The 18,125-nt window shown below is 67.5% G+C and carries 10 protein-coding genes and 1 pseudogene; 10 read left to right on the top strand and 1 reads right to left on the bottom strand.

The window, feature by feature from the left end:
• Positions 1-161, bottom strand: a pseudogene (locus ABZ646_RS20190) (hypothetical protein); the annotation flags it as partial.
• A 121-nt stretch (positions 162-282) separates the two neighbouring features.
• Between ABZ646_RS20190 and ABZ646_RS20185 the strand changes: the two are divergent.
• The 10 genes from ABZ646_RS20185 to ABZ646_RS20140 all read left to right on the top strand — a co-directional run.
• Positions 283-1,155 (top strand): hypothetical protein, encoded by an 873-nt coding sequence (locus ABZ646_RS20185; RefSeq protein ID WP_360520359.1) that lies wholly within the window; start codon positions 283-285, stop codon positions 1,153-1,155.
• A 285-nt stretch (positions 1,156-1,440) separates the two neighbouring features.
• Complete coding sequence (gene rplJ / locus ABZ646_RS20180) at positions 1,441-1,971, top strand: 50S ribosomal protein L10 (RefSeq protein ID WP_360520356.1); 531 nt, start codon at positions 1,441-1,443, stop codon at positions 1,969-1,971.
• A gap of 122 nt (positions 1,972-2,093) precedes the next feature.
• Entirely contained in the window at positions 2,094-2,477 is a 384-nt protein-coding gene (gene rplL, locus ABZ646_RS20175; protein WP_360520362.1) for a 50S ribosomal protein L7/L12, read from the top strand.
• Between the two features lie 553 nt (positions 2,478-3,030).
• Positions 3,031-6,516, top strand: a complete 3,486-nt coding sequence (rpoB, locus tag ABZ646_RS20170) for a DNA-directed RNA polymerase subunit beta (RefSeq protein ID WP_360520353.1) — start codon at positions 3,031-3,033, stop codon at positions 6,514-6,516.
• A gap of 98 nt (positions 6,517-6,614) precedes the next feature.
• Positions 6,615-10,514 (top strand): DNA-directed RNA polymerase subunit beta', encoded by a 3,900-nt coding sequence (locus ABZ646_RS20165; RefSeq protein WP_360520350.1) that lies wholly within the window; start codon positions 6,615-6,617, stop codon positions 10,512-10,514.
• 1,088 nt (positions 10,515-11,602) lie between these two features.
• Complete coding sequence (rpsL, locus tag ABZ646_RS20160) at positions 11,603-11,974, top strand: 30S ribosomal protein S12 (RefSeq protein WP_003948652.1); 372 nt, start codon at positions 11,603-11,605, stop codon at positions 11,972-11,974.
• Between the two features lie 2 nt (positions 11,975-11,976).
• On the top strand, positions 11,977-12,447 hold the full coding sequence (rpsG, locus tag ABZ646_RS20155) for a 30S ribosomal protein S7 (RefSeq protein ID WP_003992340.1): 471 nt from the start codon (positions 11,977-11,979) through the stop codon (positions 12,445-12,447).
• 39 nt (positions 12,448-12,486) lie between these two features.
• Positions 12,487-14,613 carry an elongation factor G gene (gene fusA / locus ABZ646_RS20150; protein ID WP_360520347.1) on the top strand — a complete coding sequence of 709 codons (2,127 nt, stop codon included), beginning with the start codon at positions 12,487-12,489 and terminating at the stop codon, positions 14,611-14,613.
• Between the two features lie 169 nt (positions 14,614-14,782).
• On the top strand, positions 14,783-15,976 hold the full coding sequence (gene tuf / locus ABZ646_RS20145; RefSeq protein ID WP_360239560.1) for an elongation factor Tu: 1,194 nt from the start codon (positions 14,783-14,785) through the stop codon (positions 15,974-15,976).
• 180 nt (positions 15,977-16,156) lie between these two features.
• On the top strand, positions 16,157-18,125 hold a 1,969-nt coding region (locus ABZ646_RS20140), incomplete at its 3' end, for a glycosyl hydrolase 115 family protein (protein ID WP_360520345.1).

Raw genomic sequence — 18,125 nt, 5'->3', positions numbered from 1 at the left:
GCTCGGTGAACTGGCCCTTGTTGCCGCAGTTCGGGCAGTTCACGTCCGCCAGGCGGCAGGTCCTGGGCGAGTCCGCCGGGGCGGATGTACGCGTGGTTCATGCGCGGGCTGGTGATGAGTTCGTAGAGGTCGAGAATCATTTCGCGATCACGGAATCCGAAAGGGTTGCGGGGCCCGTCCTGCTTTTTCACGAACCCACTTCCGGTCCTTCGTCGACTTTCGGCGTGTTGTCGGTGGGCTGGGTTAGCGTCGGGGGTGGGACTCGTACGGGGGTGGGGCGGGATGACGAGCAGGGGTGGGCGCCGGGCGGCCCTGGCGATCGTGGTGGCGACCGTACTGACCGGGTCGGCCGCCTGCACCTCCTCGTCGGACACGCCCGCGAAGGGCGCCAGGAGCACATCCGTCCACCGGCCCCGCCCGACCGCCGCACTGCGCGCCGCCGAGCGCGCCACCCGCCGGGCCGGTTCCGCCCGGGTCCGCTCCACCACCGCCCTGGGCTCCCTGATGTCCACCAGGGCGGAGGGCGCCCTCGGCTGGACCGACGGAACCACCGGCACCCTCACCATCACCTACACAGGCGGCAGCACGGCCGACCTGATGCGCGGCCTCGACTCCGGCTCCCTGGAGACCCGCTACCTCCGGGACGCCTACTACGCCAAGGTCGGCGAGCGGTTCGCCCGGCAACTCGGCGGCAGACACTGGATCAGGTACACGTACGACTATCTCGCCACCCTCGGCGGCGGCTCCGGGGCGATGCTGACGGACGTCATGCGCAACACCACGCCCAACCGGCCGGTACGACTGCTGCTCGCCTCCGCCGACGCGCACAAGGTCGGCGAGGAGAAGGTCGCCGGCACCGCCACCACCCACTACGCGGGCACGGTGCACGCCTCCGACCTGACCGCCGACAGCGGTCTGCGCGGCCAGCTGAGCCAGGCCGGTGTCACCGCCGAGACCGTCGACCTCTGGATCGACGCCAAGGGCCTCCTGGTCAAGAAGATCGAGAAGGCCGACACGGCGAGCGGCGCGATGAACCAGACCGCCTACTACGGTGACTACGGCGTGCAGGTCAGTGCGAAGCGGCCCCCGGCCGGCGACACCGAGGACTTCGGGACCCTGCTGAAGAAGCAGGGGGTCGGCGGGCCGACCCCCTGAGCGGGGTCGTACGGAGCCGATTTGCTTGACACTGCACCGATCCCGTACGCTCCTACAGAAGCCAAAGACCGCTGGTCGTTGCCGTGTGCTCGTCAGAGTGTGCGGTGGCCGAAGGATCCGCTGAACCGCGGACGACCCGCGCAGGTGACTGTGGACATGCTCCCGGAACACGCGCTCGCGCGTATGTGCCCGGTCGAGCTACGCCCCGTGCGCCTGCGCCGGGGCGTTTCGTTTTCCCAGCCCCTTCTGAGCGGTCCTCATCACCCGGAAGGAGGCCGACGCTCTATGGCAAGGCCCGACAAGGCTGCCGCGGTAGCCGAGCTGACGGAGCAGTTCCGCAGCTCGAACGCCGCCGTGCTGACCGAGTACCGGGGTCTCACCGTGGCGCAGCTCAAGACGCTGCGTCGTTCGCTCGGTGAAGACGCCCAGTACGCCGTGGTGAAGAACACGCTGACCAAGATCGCGGCCAACGAGGCCGGGATCTCGACGCTCGACGACCTGTTCAACGGTCCGACGGCGGTTGCCTTCATCACCGGTGACCCGGTGACGTCGGCGAAGGGTCTTCGTGACTTCGCCAAGGACAACCCGAACCTCGTCATCAAGGGCGGTGTCCTTGACGGCAAGGCGCTGTCCGCCGACGAGATCAAGAAGCTTGCGGACCTCGAGTCCCGCGAGGTTCTGCTCGCCAAGCTGGCGGGCGCCCTGAAGGGCAAGCAGACGCAGGCTGCTCAGGTCTTCCAGGCGCTCCCCTCGAAGTTCGTCCGCACCGCGGAGGCGCTTCGTGTCAAGCAGGCCGAGCAGGGCGGTGCCGAGTAACTCGGCTCGCGAAATGACCGCCGCCTGAGGCACACCGCCTGCGGCAGTGGTCGTAGCGGGCCGAACGTACGCCCGCCAGACATGTACATCCGGCACCAGCCGAAATTAGTGGAAGGAAAGCCATCGTGGCTCTCACCCAGGACGAACTGCTCGCCGAGTTCGAGGGCATGACCCTCATCCAGCTCTCCGAGTTCGTGAAGGCGTTCGAGGAGAAGTTCGACGTCACCGCCGCCGCCGCGGTTGCCGTCGCGGGTCCGGCCGGTCCGGCCGCCCCGGTCGAGGCCGCCGAGGAGCAGGACGAGTTCGACGTCATCCTCACCGGCGCCGGCGACAAGAAGATCCAGGTCATCAAGGTCGTGCGTGAGCTGACCTCCCTCGGCCTGAAGGAGGCCAAGGACCTCGTGGACGGCGCCCCGAAGCCCGTCCTCGAGAAGGTCGCCAAGGAGGCCGCCGAGAAGGCCGCCGAGTCCCTCAAGGGCGCCGGCGCCTCCGTCGAGGTCAAGTAACGCCTCCGAGGTCGTGCAGACCTCTGTGTGCTGAAACACCCCCTCGGGGGCTGTAACGCACAGACCGCGAAGAGCGATCATCCATCTGGGTGGTCGCTCTTCGGCGTTCCCGGGAGGCCGACCGCGGTTGCCTTGCACCCGCCAGGACGGGGGGTATGGTGATCTTCGTCGTGTCTCCGGCGCGCCGGGTTTGCGCAGCGGGGCCTTGACGAACCGCACGCAGCGCGCAATTCTCAGGACGCGTCGCCAGAACGGTCCGGATCCGAGGCATGGATCGGCGACGAAGAGGGCAGTATCAACGTGCGTTGAGGGCAGGCATGACGCAGGCGTTGACGATGAAGAGGGTCTCAGAAAATGGAGACTGGACATCAGTGTGCCGAGTGGCTACACTGACCCTTTGCGCTGCCTGTTAGCTGTCCCCTGCCCGTCACCAGGGGTCTACCCTCACCCGAACGCCGACGACCGATCCCCTCTGAACTGGGGTTTCTGTCTCTGTGTCCGGGAAGGGACCGGGGAGCGCGTAGTGAGTCCGAGCCCTCGGAAGGACCCCCTCTTGGCCGCCTCGCGCACTGCCTCGAACGCGAATATGAACAACGGCGCCAGCACCGCCCCGCTGCGCATCTCTTTTGCAAAGATCAAGGAGCCTCTTGAGGTTCCCAACCTGCTCGCGCTGCAGACCGAGAGCTTCGACTGGCTGCTCGGCAACACCGCCTGGCAGAGTCGGGTCGAGGAGGCTCTGGAGTCCGGTCAGGATGTCCCCACCAAGTCCGGTCTGGAGGAGATCTTCGAGGAGATCTCCCCGATCGAGGACTTCTCCGGGTCGATGTCGCTGACGTTCCGCGACCACCGCTTCGAGCCGCCGAAGAACAGCATCGACGAATGCAAGGAGCGCGACTTCACGTACGCCGCCCCGCTCTTCGTCACGGCCGAGTTCACCAACAACGAGACCGGTGAGATCAAGTCCCAGACGGTCTTCATGGGCGACTTCCCGCTCATGACGAACAAGGGCACCTTCGTCATCAACGGCACCGAGCGTGTCGTGGTGTCGCAGCTGGTCCGTTCGCCCGGTGTCTACTTCGACTCCTCCATCGACAAGACGTCCGACAAGGACATCTTCTCCGCCAAGATCATCCCGTCCCGGGGTGCCTGGCTGGAGATGGAGATCGACAAGCGCGACATGGTCGGTGTCCGCATCGACCGCAAGCGCAAGCAGTCGGTCACCGTGCTGCTCAAGGCTCTCGGCTGGACCACCGAGCAGATCCTCGAGGAGTTCGGCGAGTACGAGTCCATGCGCGCCACCCTGGAGAAGGACCACACCCAGGGCCAGGACGACGCGCTGCTCGACATCTACCGCAAGCTGCGTCCGGGCGAGCCCCCCACGCGTGAGGCCGCGCAGACGCTCCTGGAGAACCTGTACTTCAACCCCAAGCGCTACGACCTCGCCAAGGTCGGCCGCTACAAGGTCAACAAGAAGCTGGGTGCGGAGGCTCCGCTCGACGCGGGCGTCCTGACCGTCGAGGACGTCATCTCGACGATCAAGTACCTGGTGAAGCTGCACGCCGGTGAGACCGAGACGGCCGCGGACAACGGCCAGACGATCGTCGTCGAGACCGACGACATCGACCACTTCGGCAACCGTCGTCTGCGCAGCGTCGGCGAGCTCATCCAGAACCAGGTCCGCACCGGTCTGGCCCGTATGGAGCGCGTCGTCCGCGAGCGCATGACCACCCAGGACGTCGAGGCGATCACGCCCCAGACCCTGATCAACATCCGGCCGGTCGTCGCCTCCATCAAGGAGTTCTTCGGCACCAGCCAGCTGTCCCAGTTCATGGACCAGAACAACCCGCTGTCGGGTCTCACCCACAAGCGCCGTCTGTCGGCTCTTGGCCCGGGTGGTCTCTCCCGTGAGCGGGCCGGCTTCGAGGTCCGTGACGTGCACCCGTCGCACTACGGCCGCATGTGCCCGATCGAGACCCCCGAAGGCCCGAACATCGGCCTGATCGGCTCGCTCGCCTCCTACGGCCGGGTCAACGCGTTCGGCTTCGTCGAGACCCCGTACCGCAAGGTCGTCGACGGCCAGGTCACCGACGAGGTGGACTACCTGACCGCCGACGAGGAGGACCGCTTCGTCATCGCGCAGGCCAACGCCGGCCTGACCGACGACCTGCGCTTCGCCGAGGCCCGCGTCCTGGTCCGCCGTCGTGGCGGCGAGGTCGACTACGTCGCCGGTGACGACGTGGACTACATGGACGTCTCGCCGCGCCAGATGGTGTCGGTCGCGACCGCCATGATCCCCTTCCTCGAGCACGACGACGCCAACCGTGCCCTCATGGGCGCGAACATGATGCGCCAGGCCGTGCCGCTGATCAAGAGCGAGGCCCCGCTCGTCGGCACCGGCATGGAGTACCGCTCCGCCGTCGACGCCGGTGACGTGGTCAAGGCCGAGAAGGACGGTGTGGTCCAGGAGGTCTCCGCGGACTACATCACCACCGCCAACGACGACGGCACGTACATCACGTACCGCCTGGCCAAGTTCTCCCGGTCCAACCAGGGCACCTCGGTCAACCAGAAGGTCATCGTCAACGAGGGCGACCGCATCATCACCGGCCAGGTGCTGGCCGACGGTCCGGCCACCCAGAACGGCGAGATGGCCCTCGGCAAGAACCTGCTCGTGGCGTTCATGCCGTGGGAGGGTCACAACTACGAGGACGCGATCATCCTGTCGCAGCGCCTCGTGCAGGACGACGTCCTCTCCTCGATCCACATCGAGGAGCACGAGGTCGACGCCCGTGACACCAAGCTCGGCCCCGAGGAGATCACCCGGGACATCCCGAACGTCTCCGAGGAGGTCCTCGCCGACCTCGACGAGCGCGGCATCATCCGTATCGGCGCCGAGGTCATCGCCGGTGACATCCTCGTCGGCAAGGTCACGCCCAAGGGTGAGACCGAGCTGACCCCCGAGGAGCGCCTGCTGCGCGCGATCTTCGGTGAGAAGGCGCGCGAGGTCCGTGACACCTCCCTGAAGGTGCCGCACGGCGAGACCGGCAAGGTCATCGGCGTGCGCGTCTTCGACCGCGAGGAGGGCGACGAGCTGCCGCCGGGCGTGAACCAGCTGGTCCGCGTCTACGTCGCGCAGAAGCGCAAGATCACCGACGGTGACAAGCTCGCCGGCCGCCACGGCAACAAGGGTGTCATCTCGAAGATCCTTCCCATCGAGGACATGCCGTTCCTCGAGGACGGAACTCCGGTCGACATCATCCTCAACCCGCTCGGCGTCCCGTCCCGAATGAACCCGGGACAGGTCCTGGAGATCCACCTCGGCTGGCTCGCCAGCCGCGGCTGGGACGTCTCCGGTCTCGGCGACGAGTGGGCCCAGCGTCTCCAGGCCATCGGTGCCGACCAGGTCGCCCCGCGCACCAACGTCGCCACCCCGGTCTTCGACGGTGCCCGCGAGGACGAGCTGGCGGGTCTGCTGCAGCACACCATCCCGAACCGCGACGGCGACCGCCTGGTCCTCCCGTCCGGCAAGGCGCGGCTGTTCGACGGCCGCAGCGGTGAGCCGTTCCCGGACCCGATCTCGGTCGGCTACATGTACATCCTGAAGCTGCACCACCTGGTCGACGACAAGCTGCACGCCCGTTCGACCGGCCCGTACTCGATGATCACCCAGCAGCCGCTGGGTGGTAAGGCCCAGTTCGGTGGCCAGCGGTTCGGCGAGATGGAGGTGTGGGCCCTCGAGGCCTACGGCGCCGCGTACGCCCTCCAGGAGCTGCTGACCATCAAGTCCGACGACGTCACCGGCCGCGTGAAGGTCTACGAGGCCATCGTCAAGGGCGAGAACATCCCCGAGCCCGGCATCCCCGAGTCCTTCAAGGTCCTCATCAAGGAGATGCAGTCGCTCTGCCTGAACGTGGAGGTGCTGTCCAGCGACGGTATGTCCATCGAGATGCGTGACACCGACGAGGACGTCTTCCGCGCTGCGGAGGAGCTCGGCATCGACCTGTCCCGGCGCGAGCCGAGCAGCGTCGAAGAGGTCTGACGGGAGTCCGGCGAGGCCCTGAGCCATCAGGGCCCCGCCGACCCCCAGGCCCCCGTTTCAGACCACAGACTCACAACCCTGAGAGGGATTGACGCATAGTGCTCGACGTCAACTTCTTCGACGAGCTCCGGATCGGCCTGGCCACCGCTGACGACATCCGTCAGTGGAGCCACGGCGAGGTCAAGAAGCCCGAGACGATCAACTACCGCACGCTCAAGCCGGAAAAGGACGGGCTCTTCTGCGAGAAGATCTTCGGCCCCACCCGGGACTGGGAGTGCTACTGCGGCAAGTACAAGCGCGTCCGTTTCAAGGGCATCATCTGTGAGCGCTGCGGCGTCGAGGTGACCCGCGCCAAGGTGCGCCGTGAGCGGATGGGCCACATCGAGCTCGCCGCGCCCGTCACGCACATCTGGTACTTCAAGGGTGTCCCGAGCCGCCTGGGCTACCTGCTGGACCTGGCGCCGAAGGACCTCGAGAAGGTCATCTACTTCGCGGCGTACATGATCACGTTCGTCGACGAGGAGCGCCGCACCCGCGACCTGCCCTCCCTGGAGGCGCACGTCTCCGTGGAGCGCCAGCAGGTCGAGAACCGCCGGGACGCCGACCTCGAGGCCCGTGCCAAGAAGCTGGAAAGCGACCTGGCCGAGCTGGAGGCCGAGGGCGCCAAGGCCGACGTGCGCCGCAAGGTGCGCGAGGGTGCCGAGCGTGAGATGAAGCAGCTGCGCGACCGTTCGCAGCGCGAGATCGACCGCCTCGACGAGGTCTGGACCCGCTTCAAGAACCTCAAGGTCCAGGACCTGGAGGGCGACGAGCTCCTCTACCGCGAGCTGCGTGACCGCTTCGGCACGTACTTCGACGGCTCGATGGGTGCCGCGGCGCTGCAGAAGCGCCTGGAGTCCTTCGACCTCGACGAGGAGGCCGAGAAGCTCCGCGAGATCATCCGTACCGGCAAGGGCCAGAAGAAGACCCGTGCGCTCAAGCGTCTGAAGGTCGTCTCCGCGTTCCTGCAGACCAGCAACAGCCCCAAGGGCATGGTCCTGGACTGCGTGCCGGTCATCCCGCCGGACCTCCGCCCGATGGTGCAGCTGGACGGTGGCCGCTTCGCGACCTCCGACCTGAACGACCTGTACCGCCGTGTCATCAACCGCAACAACCGCCTGAAGCGCCTTCTCGACCTCGGTGCGCCCGAGATCATCGTGAACAACGAGAAGCGCATGCTCCAGGAGGCCGTCGACGCCCTCTTCGACAACGGTCGTCGTGGCCGCCCGGTCACCGGTCCCGGTAACCGCCCGCTGAAGTCCCTGAGCGACATGCTCAAGGGCAAGCAGGGTCGTTTCCGTCAGAACCTGCTCGGCAAGCGAGTCGACTACTCGGCGCGTTCCGTCATCGTCGTCGGCCCGCAGCTGAAGCTGCACCAGTGCGGTCTGCCCAAGGCCATGGCGCTGGAGCTCTTCAAGCCGTTCGTGATGAAGCGCCTGGTCGACCTGAACCACGCGCAGAACATCAAGTCCGCCAAGCGCATGGTGGAGCGCGGCCGCACCGTCGTGTACGACGTCCTCGAAGAGGTCATCGCCGAGCACCCGGTGCTGCTGAACCGTGCGCCCACCCTGCACCGCCTCGGCATCCAGGCCTTCGAGCCGCAGCTGGTCGAGGGCAAGGCCATCCAGATCCACCCGCTCGTCTGCACCGCGTTCAACGCGGACTTCGACGGCGACCAGATGGCCGTGCACCTGCCGCTGTCCGCGGAGGCGCAGGCCGAGGCCCGCATCCTGATGCTGTCCTCGAACAACATCCTCAAGCCCGCCGACGGCCGCCCGGTGACGATGCCGACCCAGGACATGGTCCTCGGTCTGTTCTTCCTCACCACCGACGGCGAGCTGCGCGACACCAAGGGCGAGGGCCGCGCGTTCGGCTCCACGGCCGAGGCGACCATGGCGTTCGACGCCGGCGAGCTGGCGCTGCAGTCGGCGATCGACATCCGCTTCCCGGTGGGCACCATCCCGCCGCGCGGCTGGACCCCGCCGGCCGTCGAGGAGGGCGAGCCGGAGTACCAGACCGGTGACTCCTTCCGGCTGCGCACCACCCTGGGCCGCGCGCTCTTCAACGAGCTGCTGCCCGAGGACTACCCGTTCGTCGACTACTCGGTGGGCAAGAAGCAGCTCGGCGAGATCGTCAACGACCTGGCCGAGCGCTACCCCAAGGTCATCGTGGCGGCGACGCTCGACAACCTGAAGGCGGCCGGCTTCTACTGGGGCACCCGTTCCGGTGTCACCGTGGCCATCTCCGACGTCGTCGTCCCCGAGGCGAAGAAGGCGATCGTCGCCGGCTACGAGGCGCAGGACGAGAAGGTCCAGAAGCAGTACGAGCGCGGTCTGATCACCAAGGAAGAGCGCACTCAGGAGCTCATCGCGATCTGGACCAAGGCGACCAACGAGGTCGCCGAGGCGATGAACGAGAACTTCCCCAAGACGAACCCCATCTTCATGATGGTTGACTCGGGTGCCCGAGGAAACATGATGCAGATGCGGCAGATCGCCGGTATGCGTGGTCTGGTGTCGAACGCGAAGAACGAGACCATCCCGCGTCCGATCAAGGCCTCGTTCCGTGAGGGCCTGTCCGTGCTCGAGTACTTCATCTCGACGCACGGTGCCCGTAAGGGTCTCGCCGACACCGCCCTGCGTACCGCCGACTCGGGTTACCTGACCCGTCGTCTGGTGGACGTCTCGCAGGACGTCATCATCCGCGAGGAGGACTGCGGCACCGAGCGCGGCCTCAAGCTGCACATCGCGGAGGTCGGCGCGGACGGCGTGCTGCGCAAGGCGGAGAACGTCGAGACCAGCGTGTACGCCCGTGCGCTGGCCGAGGACATCGTCGTCGACGGCGTGGTGCTGGCCCCGGCCAACACCGACCTCGGTGACGTCCTCATCGACGAGCTGGTCGCCCGTGGCGTCTCGGAGGTCAAGACCCGTTCGGTCCTGACCTGTGAGTCCGCCGTCGGCACCTGCGCCATGTGCTACGGCCGCTCGCTGGCCACCGGCAAGCTGGTCGACATCGGTGAGGCGGTCGGCATCATCGCCGCCCAGTCCATCGGTGAGCCCGGTACCCAGCTGACGATGCGTACCTTCCACACCGGTGGTGTGGCCGGTGACGACATCACCCAGGGTCTGCCGCGTGTCGTCGAGCTCTTCGAGGCCCGTACCCCGAAGGGTGTCGCCCCGATCTCCGAGGCCCAGGGCCGGGTGCGGATCGAGGAGACCGAGAAGACCAAGAAGATCGTCATCACGCCGGACGACGGCAGCGACGAGACGGCGTACCCGATCTCGAAGCGCGCCCGACTCCTGGTCAGCGAGGGCGAGCACGTCGAGGTGGGCCAGAAGCTCACCGTGGGTGCCACCAACCCGCACGACGTGCTGCGCATCCTGGGCCAGCGTGCCGTCCAGGTCCACCTGGTCGGCGAGGTCCAGAAGGTCTACAACTCGCAGGGTGTGTCGATCCACGACAAGCACATCGAGATCATCATCCGGCAGATGCTGCGCCGTGTGACGATCATCGAGTCCGGCGACGCCGAGCTGCTGCCCGGCGAGCTGGTCGAGCGCTCGAAGTTCGAGCACGAGAACCGTCGTGTGGTCCAGGAGGGCGGTCACCCGGCCTCCGGTCGTCCGCAGCTCATGGGTATCACCAAGGCCTCGCTGGCCACGGAGTCCTGGCTGTCGGCGGCGTCCTTCCAGGAGACGACGCGAGTCCTCACCGACGCGGCGATCAACGCCAAGTCCGACTCGCTCATCGGTCTCAAGGAGAACGTCATCATCGGTAAGCTCATCCCGGCCGGTACGGGTCTGTCCCGCTACCGCAACATCCGGGTGGAGCCGACCGAGGAGGCGAAGGCCGCGATGTACTCGGCCGTCGGCTACGACGACATCGACTACTCGCCGTTCGGCACGGGCTCCGGCCAGGCCGTTCCGCTGGAGGACTACGACTACGGTCCGTACAACCAGTAGTAGTTGGTCCGAAGGGCGGTCACCCATCGCGGGTGGCCGCCCTTCGGCGTGCCCGGACCCTCGGGCGCGTCCGGACCAACGGCACGGTGCCCGCCGGCGGCCGCCGGCGGGCAACGGCGTCGCCCCGGGCACAGATGCCCTGTACCGGCCGCACGAGGGCTCCGGCGGCCCTCAGCGGGCCAGGGCCTTTGGAGGCACCACCGGCCGCCGCGGACGGACAGCGCGCGGCCGGGGGAGGGGGAGAAGCCGACGGCGTCGAAGGCGCACGGCAGGGCCGTACCGGCGCTCCAGCAAGAACCCGTAGGGCCGCTCCAGGATCCGAGGAGCGGCCTCCGGCCCGGGGACCTGAGGTCGGCCTCCCGCCCCGGAACCTGGGGTCGGCCACCGGCCCAGGAACGGGAGCCGCCACCGGACGAACTGCTATGGCCCCGGCCTGGCCCCGGCCTGGCCCCGGCCCCGGCCCGGCCCCGGCCCGGCCCCGGCCCGGCCTCGGCACCGGCTCGACACTGGCCCGGCCCCGGCCCCGGCCCCGGCACCGGCCCGGCACCGGCCCGGCCCCGGCCCGGCCCCGGCCCGGCCTCGGCACCGGCTCGACGCTGGCCTGGCCCCGGCCTCGGCACCGGCCTGGCTCCGGACCGTTCCGGCACCGGCCTGGCGGCCCCGCCCCGGCCCGGTCCGGGAGTGGCTCGCGCAGCGCCGGACTCGGAGATCCGGTAGCGTCGCACAGTCCTTCAAGCGGCCTTCGACTGGCTCCGGACGGTCCGCGTCGGTCCCGTTCGCGTGGCGGACGTCTTCGTGGTATGGCGGAGGCCTCTCGCAAAACCCCAGCTCACAGGCCCCGCAACCGGTCGCCCTTCTTTTGTTTTGACCGGAGTCATTGCGCTGGGTACGCTCAGACCTTGTGCCTGGGGTGTGCCCTGATCCTCGTGCGTGCCTTCAAACCGCACCTGAGTGACGAAGCGGCCACCGTGATCCGCGCCCCCTTCTGCTTTCCGGCAGGAGTTCGCGGAATCCGACACACCCGACCGCGTGGGTCGGCGATGTTCCAGGTTAGCTTCACCATTCGGCACACAGAAACCGGAGAAGTAGTGCCTACGATCCAGCAGCTGGTCCGCAAGGGCCGGCAGGACAAGGTCGAGAAGAACAAGACGCCCGCACTCGAGGGTTCCCCTCAGCGCCGGGGCGTCTGCACGCGTGTGTTCACGACCACCCCGAAGAAGCCGAACTCGGCCCTGCGTAAGGTCGCGCGTGTGCGTCTGACCAGCGGGATCGAGGTCACCGCTTACATTCCGGGTGAGGGACACAACCTGCAGGAGCACTCCATCGTGCTCGTGCGCGGCGGCCGTGTGAAGGACCTGCCGGGTGTTCGCTACAAGATCATCCGTGGCTCGCTCGACACCCAGGGTGTCAAGAACCGCAAGCAGGCCCGCAGCCGCTACGGCGCCAAGAAGGAGAAGTAAGAATGCCTCGTAAGGGCCCCGCCCCGAAGCGCCCGGTCATCATCGACCCGGTTTACGGCTCCCCTCTGGTGACCTCCCTGATCAACAAGGTGCTGCTGAACGGCAAGCGTTCCACCGCCGAGCGCATCGTCTACGGCGCCATGGAGGGTCTGCGTGAGAAGACGGGCAACGACCCGATCATCACGCTGAAGCGCGCGCTGGAGAACATCAAGCCGACCCTCGAGGTCAAGTCCCGCCGTGTCGGTGGTGCGACGTACCAGGTTCCGATCGAGGTCAAGCCCGGTCGCGCCAACACCCTCGCGCTGCGCTGGCTCGTCGGTTACTCCCGCGCCCGTCGCGAGAAGACCATGACCGAGCGTCTGCTCAACGAGCTTCTCGACGCTTCGAACGGCCTCGGTGCGGCCGTCAAGAAGCGCGAGGACACGCACAAGATGGCCGAGTCCAACAAGGCCTTCGCGCACTACCGCTGGTAGTCGCTACCCACATCGAGACCGAGAGAAGACCGAAGCCTTATGGCTACCACTTCACTTGACCTGGCCAAGGTCCGCAACATCGGGATCATGGCCCACATCGACGCGGGCAAGACGACCACCACCGAGCGGATCCTGTTCTACACCGGTGTGTCGTACAAGATCGGTGAGGTCCACGACGGCGCCGCCACCATGGACTGGATGGAGCAGGAGCAGGAGCGTGGCATCACGATCACCTCTGCTGCCACCACCTGTCACTGGCCGCTGGAAGACGTCGACCACACCATCAACATCATCGACACCCCGGGCCACGTCGACTTCACCGTCGAGGTGGAGCGTTCGCTGCGCGTGCTCGACGGTGCCGTGACGGTGTTCGACGGCGTCGCCGGCGTGGAGCCCCAGTCCGAGACGGTGTGGCGTCAGGCGGACCGCTACGGCGTCCCGCGTATCTGCTTCGTCAACAAGCTCGACCGGACCGGTGCCGAGTTCCACCGCTGCGTCGACATGATCAGCGACCGCCTGGGCGCGCAGCCGATCGTCATGCAGCTCCCGATCGGTGCCGAGGCCGACTTCCAGGGCGTCGTGGACCTCGTCCGCATGAAGGCGCTCGTGTGGTCCGCCGAGGCCACCAAGGGCGAGATGTACGACGTCGTCGACATCCCGGCCACCCACATCGAGGCTGCCGAGGAGTACCGCGGCAAGCTGGTCGAGACCGTGGCCGAGAACGACGACGAGATCATGGAGCTGTTCCTGGAGGGCCAGGAGCCCTCGGAGGAGCAGCTGTACGCCGCGATCCGCCGTATCACCATCGCGTCCGGCAAGTCCAAGGACACCACGGTCACCCCGGTGTTCTGCGGTACCGCGTTCAAGAACAAGGGCGTCCAGCCCCTGCTCGACGCGGTCGTGCGCTACCTGCCCTCCCCCCTGGACGTCGAGGCCATCGAGGGCCACGACGTGAAGGACCCGGAGGTCGTGGTCAAGCGCAAGCCGTCCGACGACGAGCCGCTGTCCGCGCTGGCGTTCAAGATCATGAGCGACCCGCACCTCGGCAAGCTCACCTTCGTCCGGGTCTACTCGGGCCGCCTGGAGTCCGGCACCGCCGTGCTGAACTCCGTCAAGGGCAAGAAGGAGCGCATCGGCAAGATCTACCGCATGCACGCGAACAAGCGTGAGGAGATCGAGTCGGTGGGCGCCGGCGACATCATCGCCGTCATGGGTCTGAAGCAGACCACGACCGGTGAGACGCTGTGCGACGACAAGCAGCCGGTGATCCTGGAGTCCATGGACTTCCCGGCGCCGGTCATCCAGGTCGCCATCGAGCCCAAGTCCAAGGGTGACCAGGAGAAGCTGGGTGTCGCCATCCAGCGTCTCGCGGAGGAGGACCCCTCCTTCCAGGTTCACTCGGACGAGGAGACCGGCCAGACCATCATCGGTGGTATGGGCGAGCTGCACCTCGAGGTGCTGGTCGACCGTATGCGCCGTGAGTTCAAGGTCGAGGCCAACGTCGGCAAGCCGCAGGTGGCGTACCGCGAGACGATCCGTCAGGCTGTCGAGCGCGTCGACTACACCCACAAGAAGCAGACCGGTGGTACCGGTCAGTTCGCGAAGGTGCAGATCGGCATCGAGCCGCTCGAGGGCGGCGACACGTCGTACGAGTTCGTGAACAAGGTGACCGGTGGTCGTATCCCGAAGGAGTACATCCCTTCGGTCGACGCCGGTGCGCAGGAGGCCATGCAGTTCGGCATCCTCGCCGGTTACGAGATGACCGGTGTCCGCGTGATCCTGCACGACGGTGCCTACCACGAGGTGGACTCCTCCGAGCTCGCCTTCAAGATCGCCGGTTCGCAGGCCTTCAAGGAGGCCGCGCGCAAGGCCAAGCCCGTTCTCCTTGAGCCGATGATGGCCGTCGAGGTCACCACGCCCGAGGACTACATGGGTGAGGTCATCGGCGACATCAACTCCCGCCGTGGCCAGATCCAGGCCATGGAGGAGCGGGCCGGTGCCCGCGTCGTGAAGGGCCTCGTGCCCCTCTCGGAGATGTTCGGTTACGTCGGCGACCTGCGCAGCAAGACGTCCGGCCGGGCCAGCTACTCCATGCAGTTCGACTCCTACGCCGAGGTTCCGCGGAACGTCGCCGAGGAGATCATCGCGAAGGCCAAGGGCGAGTAAGCACCGCGTTCACCGCAGTGCGCACCACGCCGTAGGCTTGACCCCGGAGCCTCACGGGTCGTTCCTCCGCATTCGTGGCGGAACGACCCGGGGCCCGGGCCCCAACAGCAAAGATCACCTGGCGCCGATTGATCCAAGGCGTACAGAACCACTCCACAGGAGGACCCCAGTGGCGAAGGCGAAGTTCGAGCGGACTAAGCCGCACGTCAACATCGGCACCATCGGTCACATCGACCACGGTAAGACGACCCTCACGGCCGCCATTACCAAGGTGCTGCACGACGCGTACCCGGACCTGAACGAGGCGACCGCGTTCGACAACATCGACAAGGCGCCCGAGGAGCGTCAGCGCGGTATCACCATCTCCATCGCGCACGTCGAGTACCAGACGGAGACCCGTCACTACGCCCACGTCGACTGCCCGGGTCACGCGGACTACATCAAGAACATGATCACCGGTGCCGCGCAGATGGACGGTGCGATTCTCGTCGTCGCCGCCACCGACGGCCCGATGCCGCAGACCAAGGAGCACGTGCTCCTGGCCCGCCAGGTCGGCGTTCCGTACATCGTCGTCGCCCTGAACAAGGCCGACATGGTGGACGACGAGGAGATCATGGAGCTCGTCGAGCTCGAGGTCCGTGAGCTCCTCTCCGAGTACGAGTTCCCGGGCGACGACCTGCCGGTCGTCAAGGTCTCCGCGCTGAAGGCGCTCGAGGGCGACCCCGAGTGGACCCAGTCGGTCCTGGACCTGATGAACGCCGTCGACACCGCGATCCCGGAGCCGGAGCGCGACGTCGACAAGCCGTTCCTCATGCCGATCGAGGACGTCTTCACGATCACCGGTCGCGGTACGGTCGTCACCGGCCGTATCGAGCGTGGTGTCCTCAAGGTCAACGAGACCGTCGACATCATCGGCATCAAGACCGAGAAGACCACCACCACGGTCACCGGTATCGAGATGTTCCGCAAGCTGCTCGATGAGGGCCAGGCCGGTGAGAACGTCGGTCTGCTGCTCCGCGGCATCAAGCGCGAGGACGTCGAGCGCGGCCAGGTCATCATCAAGCCGGGCTCGGTCACCCCGCACACCGAGTTCGAGGCGCAGGCCTACATCCTCTCCAAGGACGAGGGTGGCCGCCACACGCCGTTCTTCAACAACTACCGTCCGCAGTTCTACTTCCGTACCACGGACGTGACCGGCGTCGTGACCCTCCCCGAGGGCACCGAGATGGTCATGCCGGGCGACAACACTGAGATGAAGGTCGAGCTCATCCAGCCCATCGCCATGGAAGAGGGCCTGAAGTTCGCCATCCGCGAGGGTGGCCGCACGGTCGGCGCCGGCCAGGTCATCAAGATCAACAAGTGATCTTGGCCCGCAAGGGCTGACCAGGCAGGTCTGAAGGGGCCCGTACGACTTCGGTCGTACGGGCCCCTTTGTCGTCGTCCGGGCTCGAAACTATTCGGCGGGTACGACCCCTGGCTCCCGGGAGCCACTCCCTCCACCATTTGTCATGCCGCTGACCAAATTCGGGTGGAGGGGTGAGGCATGTCCGTGCGTCGTAGGACCGTCCTGGGGGCGGGACTGGCCACCGTGCCCGCGCTGTCGTCGGGGATCGCGTGGGCCGGAGGCGACCGTGCGCCGCGGGTGACCGACCCCGGCGCGTACATCTCCTTCACCGGCGGGGCGTTCTCCCTGGTGGGCGTCCCGGTCGTGGTGAGTGCGGACGATCACCCCGGAGTCGTACGGGTGGCGGGCGACCTCCGCGCCGACCTCGAACGGGTGACGGGGACCCGGCCGGGTGCCACCATGGCCCGGCGTGCCGTGCTGGTCGGCACGATCGGCCGCAGCCCGCTGATCGACGACCTGGTGGCCTCCGGGAAGCTGGACGTGACGGGGGTGAAGGGCCGCTGGGAGACCTCGCTCCAGACGGTGGTCGAGCATCCGATGCCCGGGGTGGAGAAGGCCTTCGTCATCGCGGGCAGCGACCCGCGCGGCACGATCTTCGGGGCGTACGACGTCTCGTACGGGCTCGGGGTCTCCCCCTGGTACTGGTGGGACGACGTGCCGCCGGTACGGCGGACCGGGGCGTGGGTCCTGCCCGGCAGGTTCACCCAGGGCACCCCCGCCGTGAAGTACCGCGGCTTCTTCATCAACGACGAGAACCCGGCCCTCGGCACCTGGGCGCCGGCCTGCTTCGGCCCGGGCAAGGCCCCCGGCTACCCCGGCGGCTTCAACGCGGACTTCTACGCCCGGGTCTTCGAGGTGCTGCTCCGCCTCAAGGGCAACTACCTCTGGCCGGCGGTGTGGGGACGCGCGTTCGCGGAGGACGACCCGGAGAACCACCGGCGGGCCGCCGACTACGGAATTGTCATGGGCACGTCTCATGAGGCGCCCATGATGCGCGGCATCGAGGAGTGGAACCGGCACGCGGCGGCCGGCACCGACCCCTACGGGGGGACGGGCGAATGGTCGTACCTCCGCAACCCCGAGGCGATCCGCGCCTACTGGCGGGCCGGTGTCCAGCGCATGGTCGACGAGGGCTTCGAGGGCGTGGTCACGCTCGGCATGCGCGGCAACGGCGACACCGGCCTGCCCGACGGCGACGGCATCGGGCTGATGCAGGAGATCATCGCCGCGCAGCGCCGGATCATCGAGGAGGTGACGGGCCGGCCGGCCGCCGAGACCCCCCAGGTGTGGACCCTGTACAAGGAGGTCCAGCGCTACTGGGACCGCGGCCTGCGCGCACCGGACGATGTCACGGTCGTCCTGACGGACGACAACTGGGGCAACATCCGCAAGCACCCCTCGCCGCAGGAGCCCCGCGGCGGCGGATACGGCCTCTACTACCACTTCGACTACGTGGGCGCGGGCCGCAACTACAAGTGGGTGGACACGGCGAACCTCCGCAACGTCTGGGACCAGCTCCACCAGGCGCACGCCTACGGCAACCACGGCCTGTGGGTGGCCAACGTGGGCGACCTGAAGGGCAACGAGCTCCCGACGGAGTTCTTCCTCACCTACGCCTGGGATCCGTCGCGCTGGGACATCGACCGGTTGGGGGAGTGGGAGCGGAGGTACGCACGGCAGAACTTCGGGGCCGCGGTGGCGAGCGAAGCGGCCGAGGTCCTCGCCCGGTACGGCCAGTTGCAGGCGCGCCGCAAACCCGAGCTGCTGAACCGCCGGATCACCCTCTCGGACACCGGTGAGGTGGTGTACGACGACCAGCAGACGCCCTTCTCCTTCGGTCACCGCGAGCTGGAGCGGGTCACGGAGGAGTGGCGCGCGCTGGACAGGCGGGCGGCGAGGATCGCCCGCCGGCTGCCGGAGGCCACCCAGGACGCGTGGTTCGAACTGGTCGGCTACGAGGTGGCGGCGACCGCGAACCTGTACGCGCTGCGGGAGGCCGAGTTCACCAACCTGCGCTACGTCCGGCAGGGCAGAGCGGCGGCGAACGACCGCGCGGCGGCCGCGGAGCAGGCCCTGCTCCGGGACTTCGCCCTGGCCGACCGCTTCA

The organism is Streptomyces sp. NPDC007162, from assembly GCF_040634175.1.
Taxonomy (GTDB): Bacteria; Actinomycetota; Actinomycetes; order Streptomycetales; family Streptomycetaceae; genus Streptomyces.
Note: the sequence above shows the minus strand (reverse complement) of the source record. Positions and strands in the feature narration are given on the sequence as shown.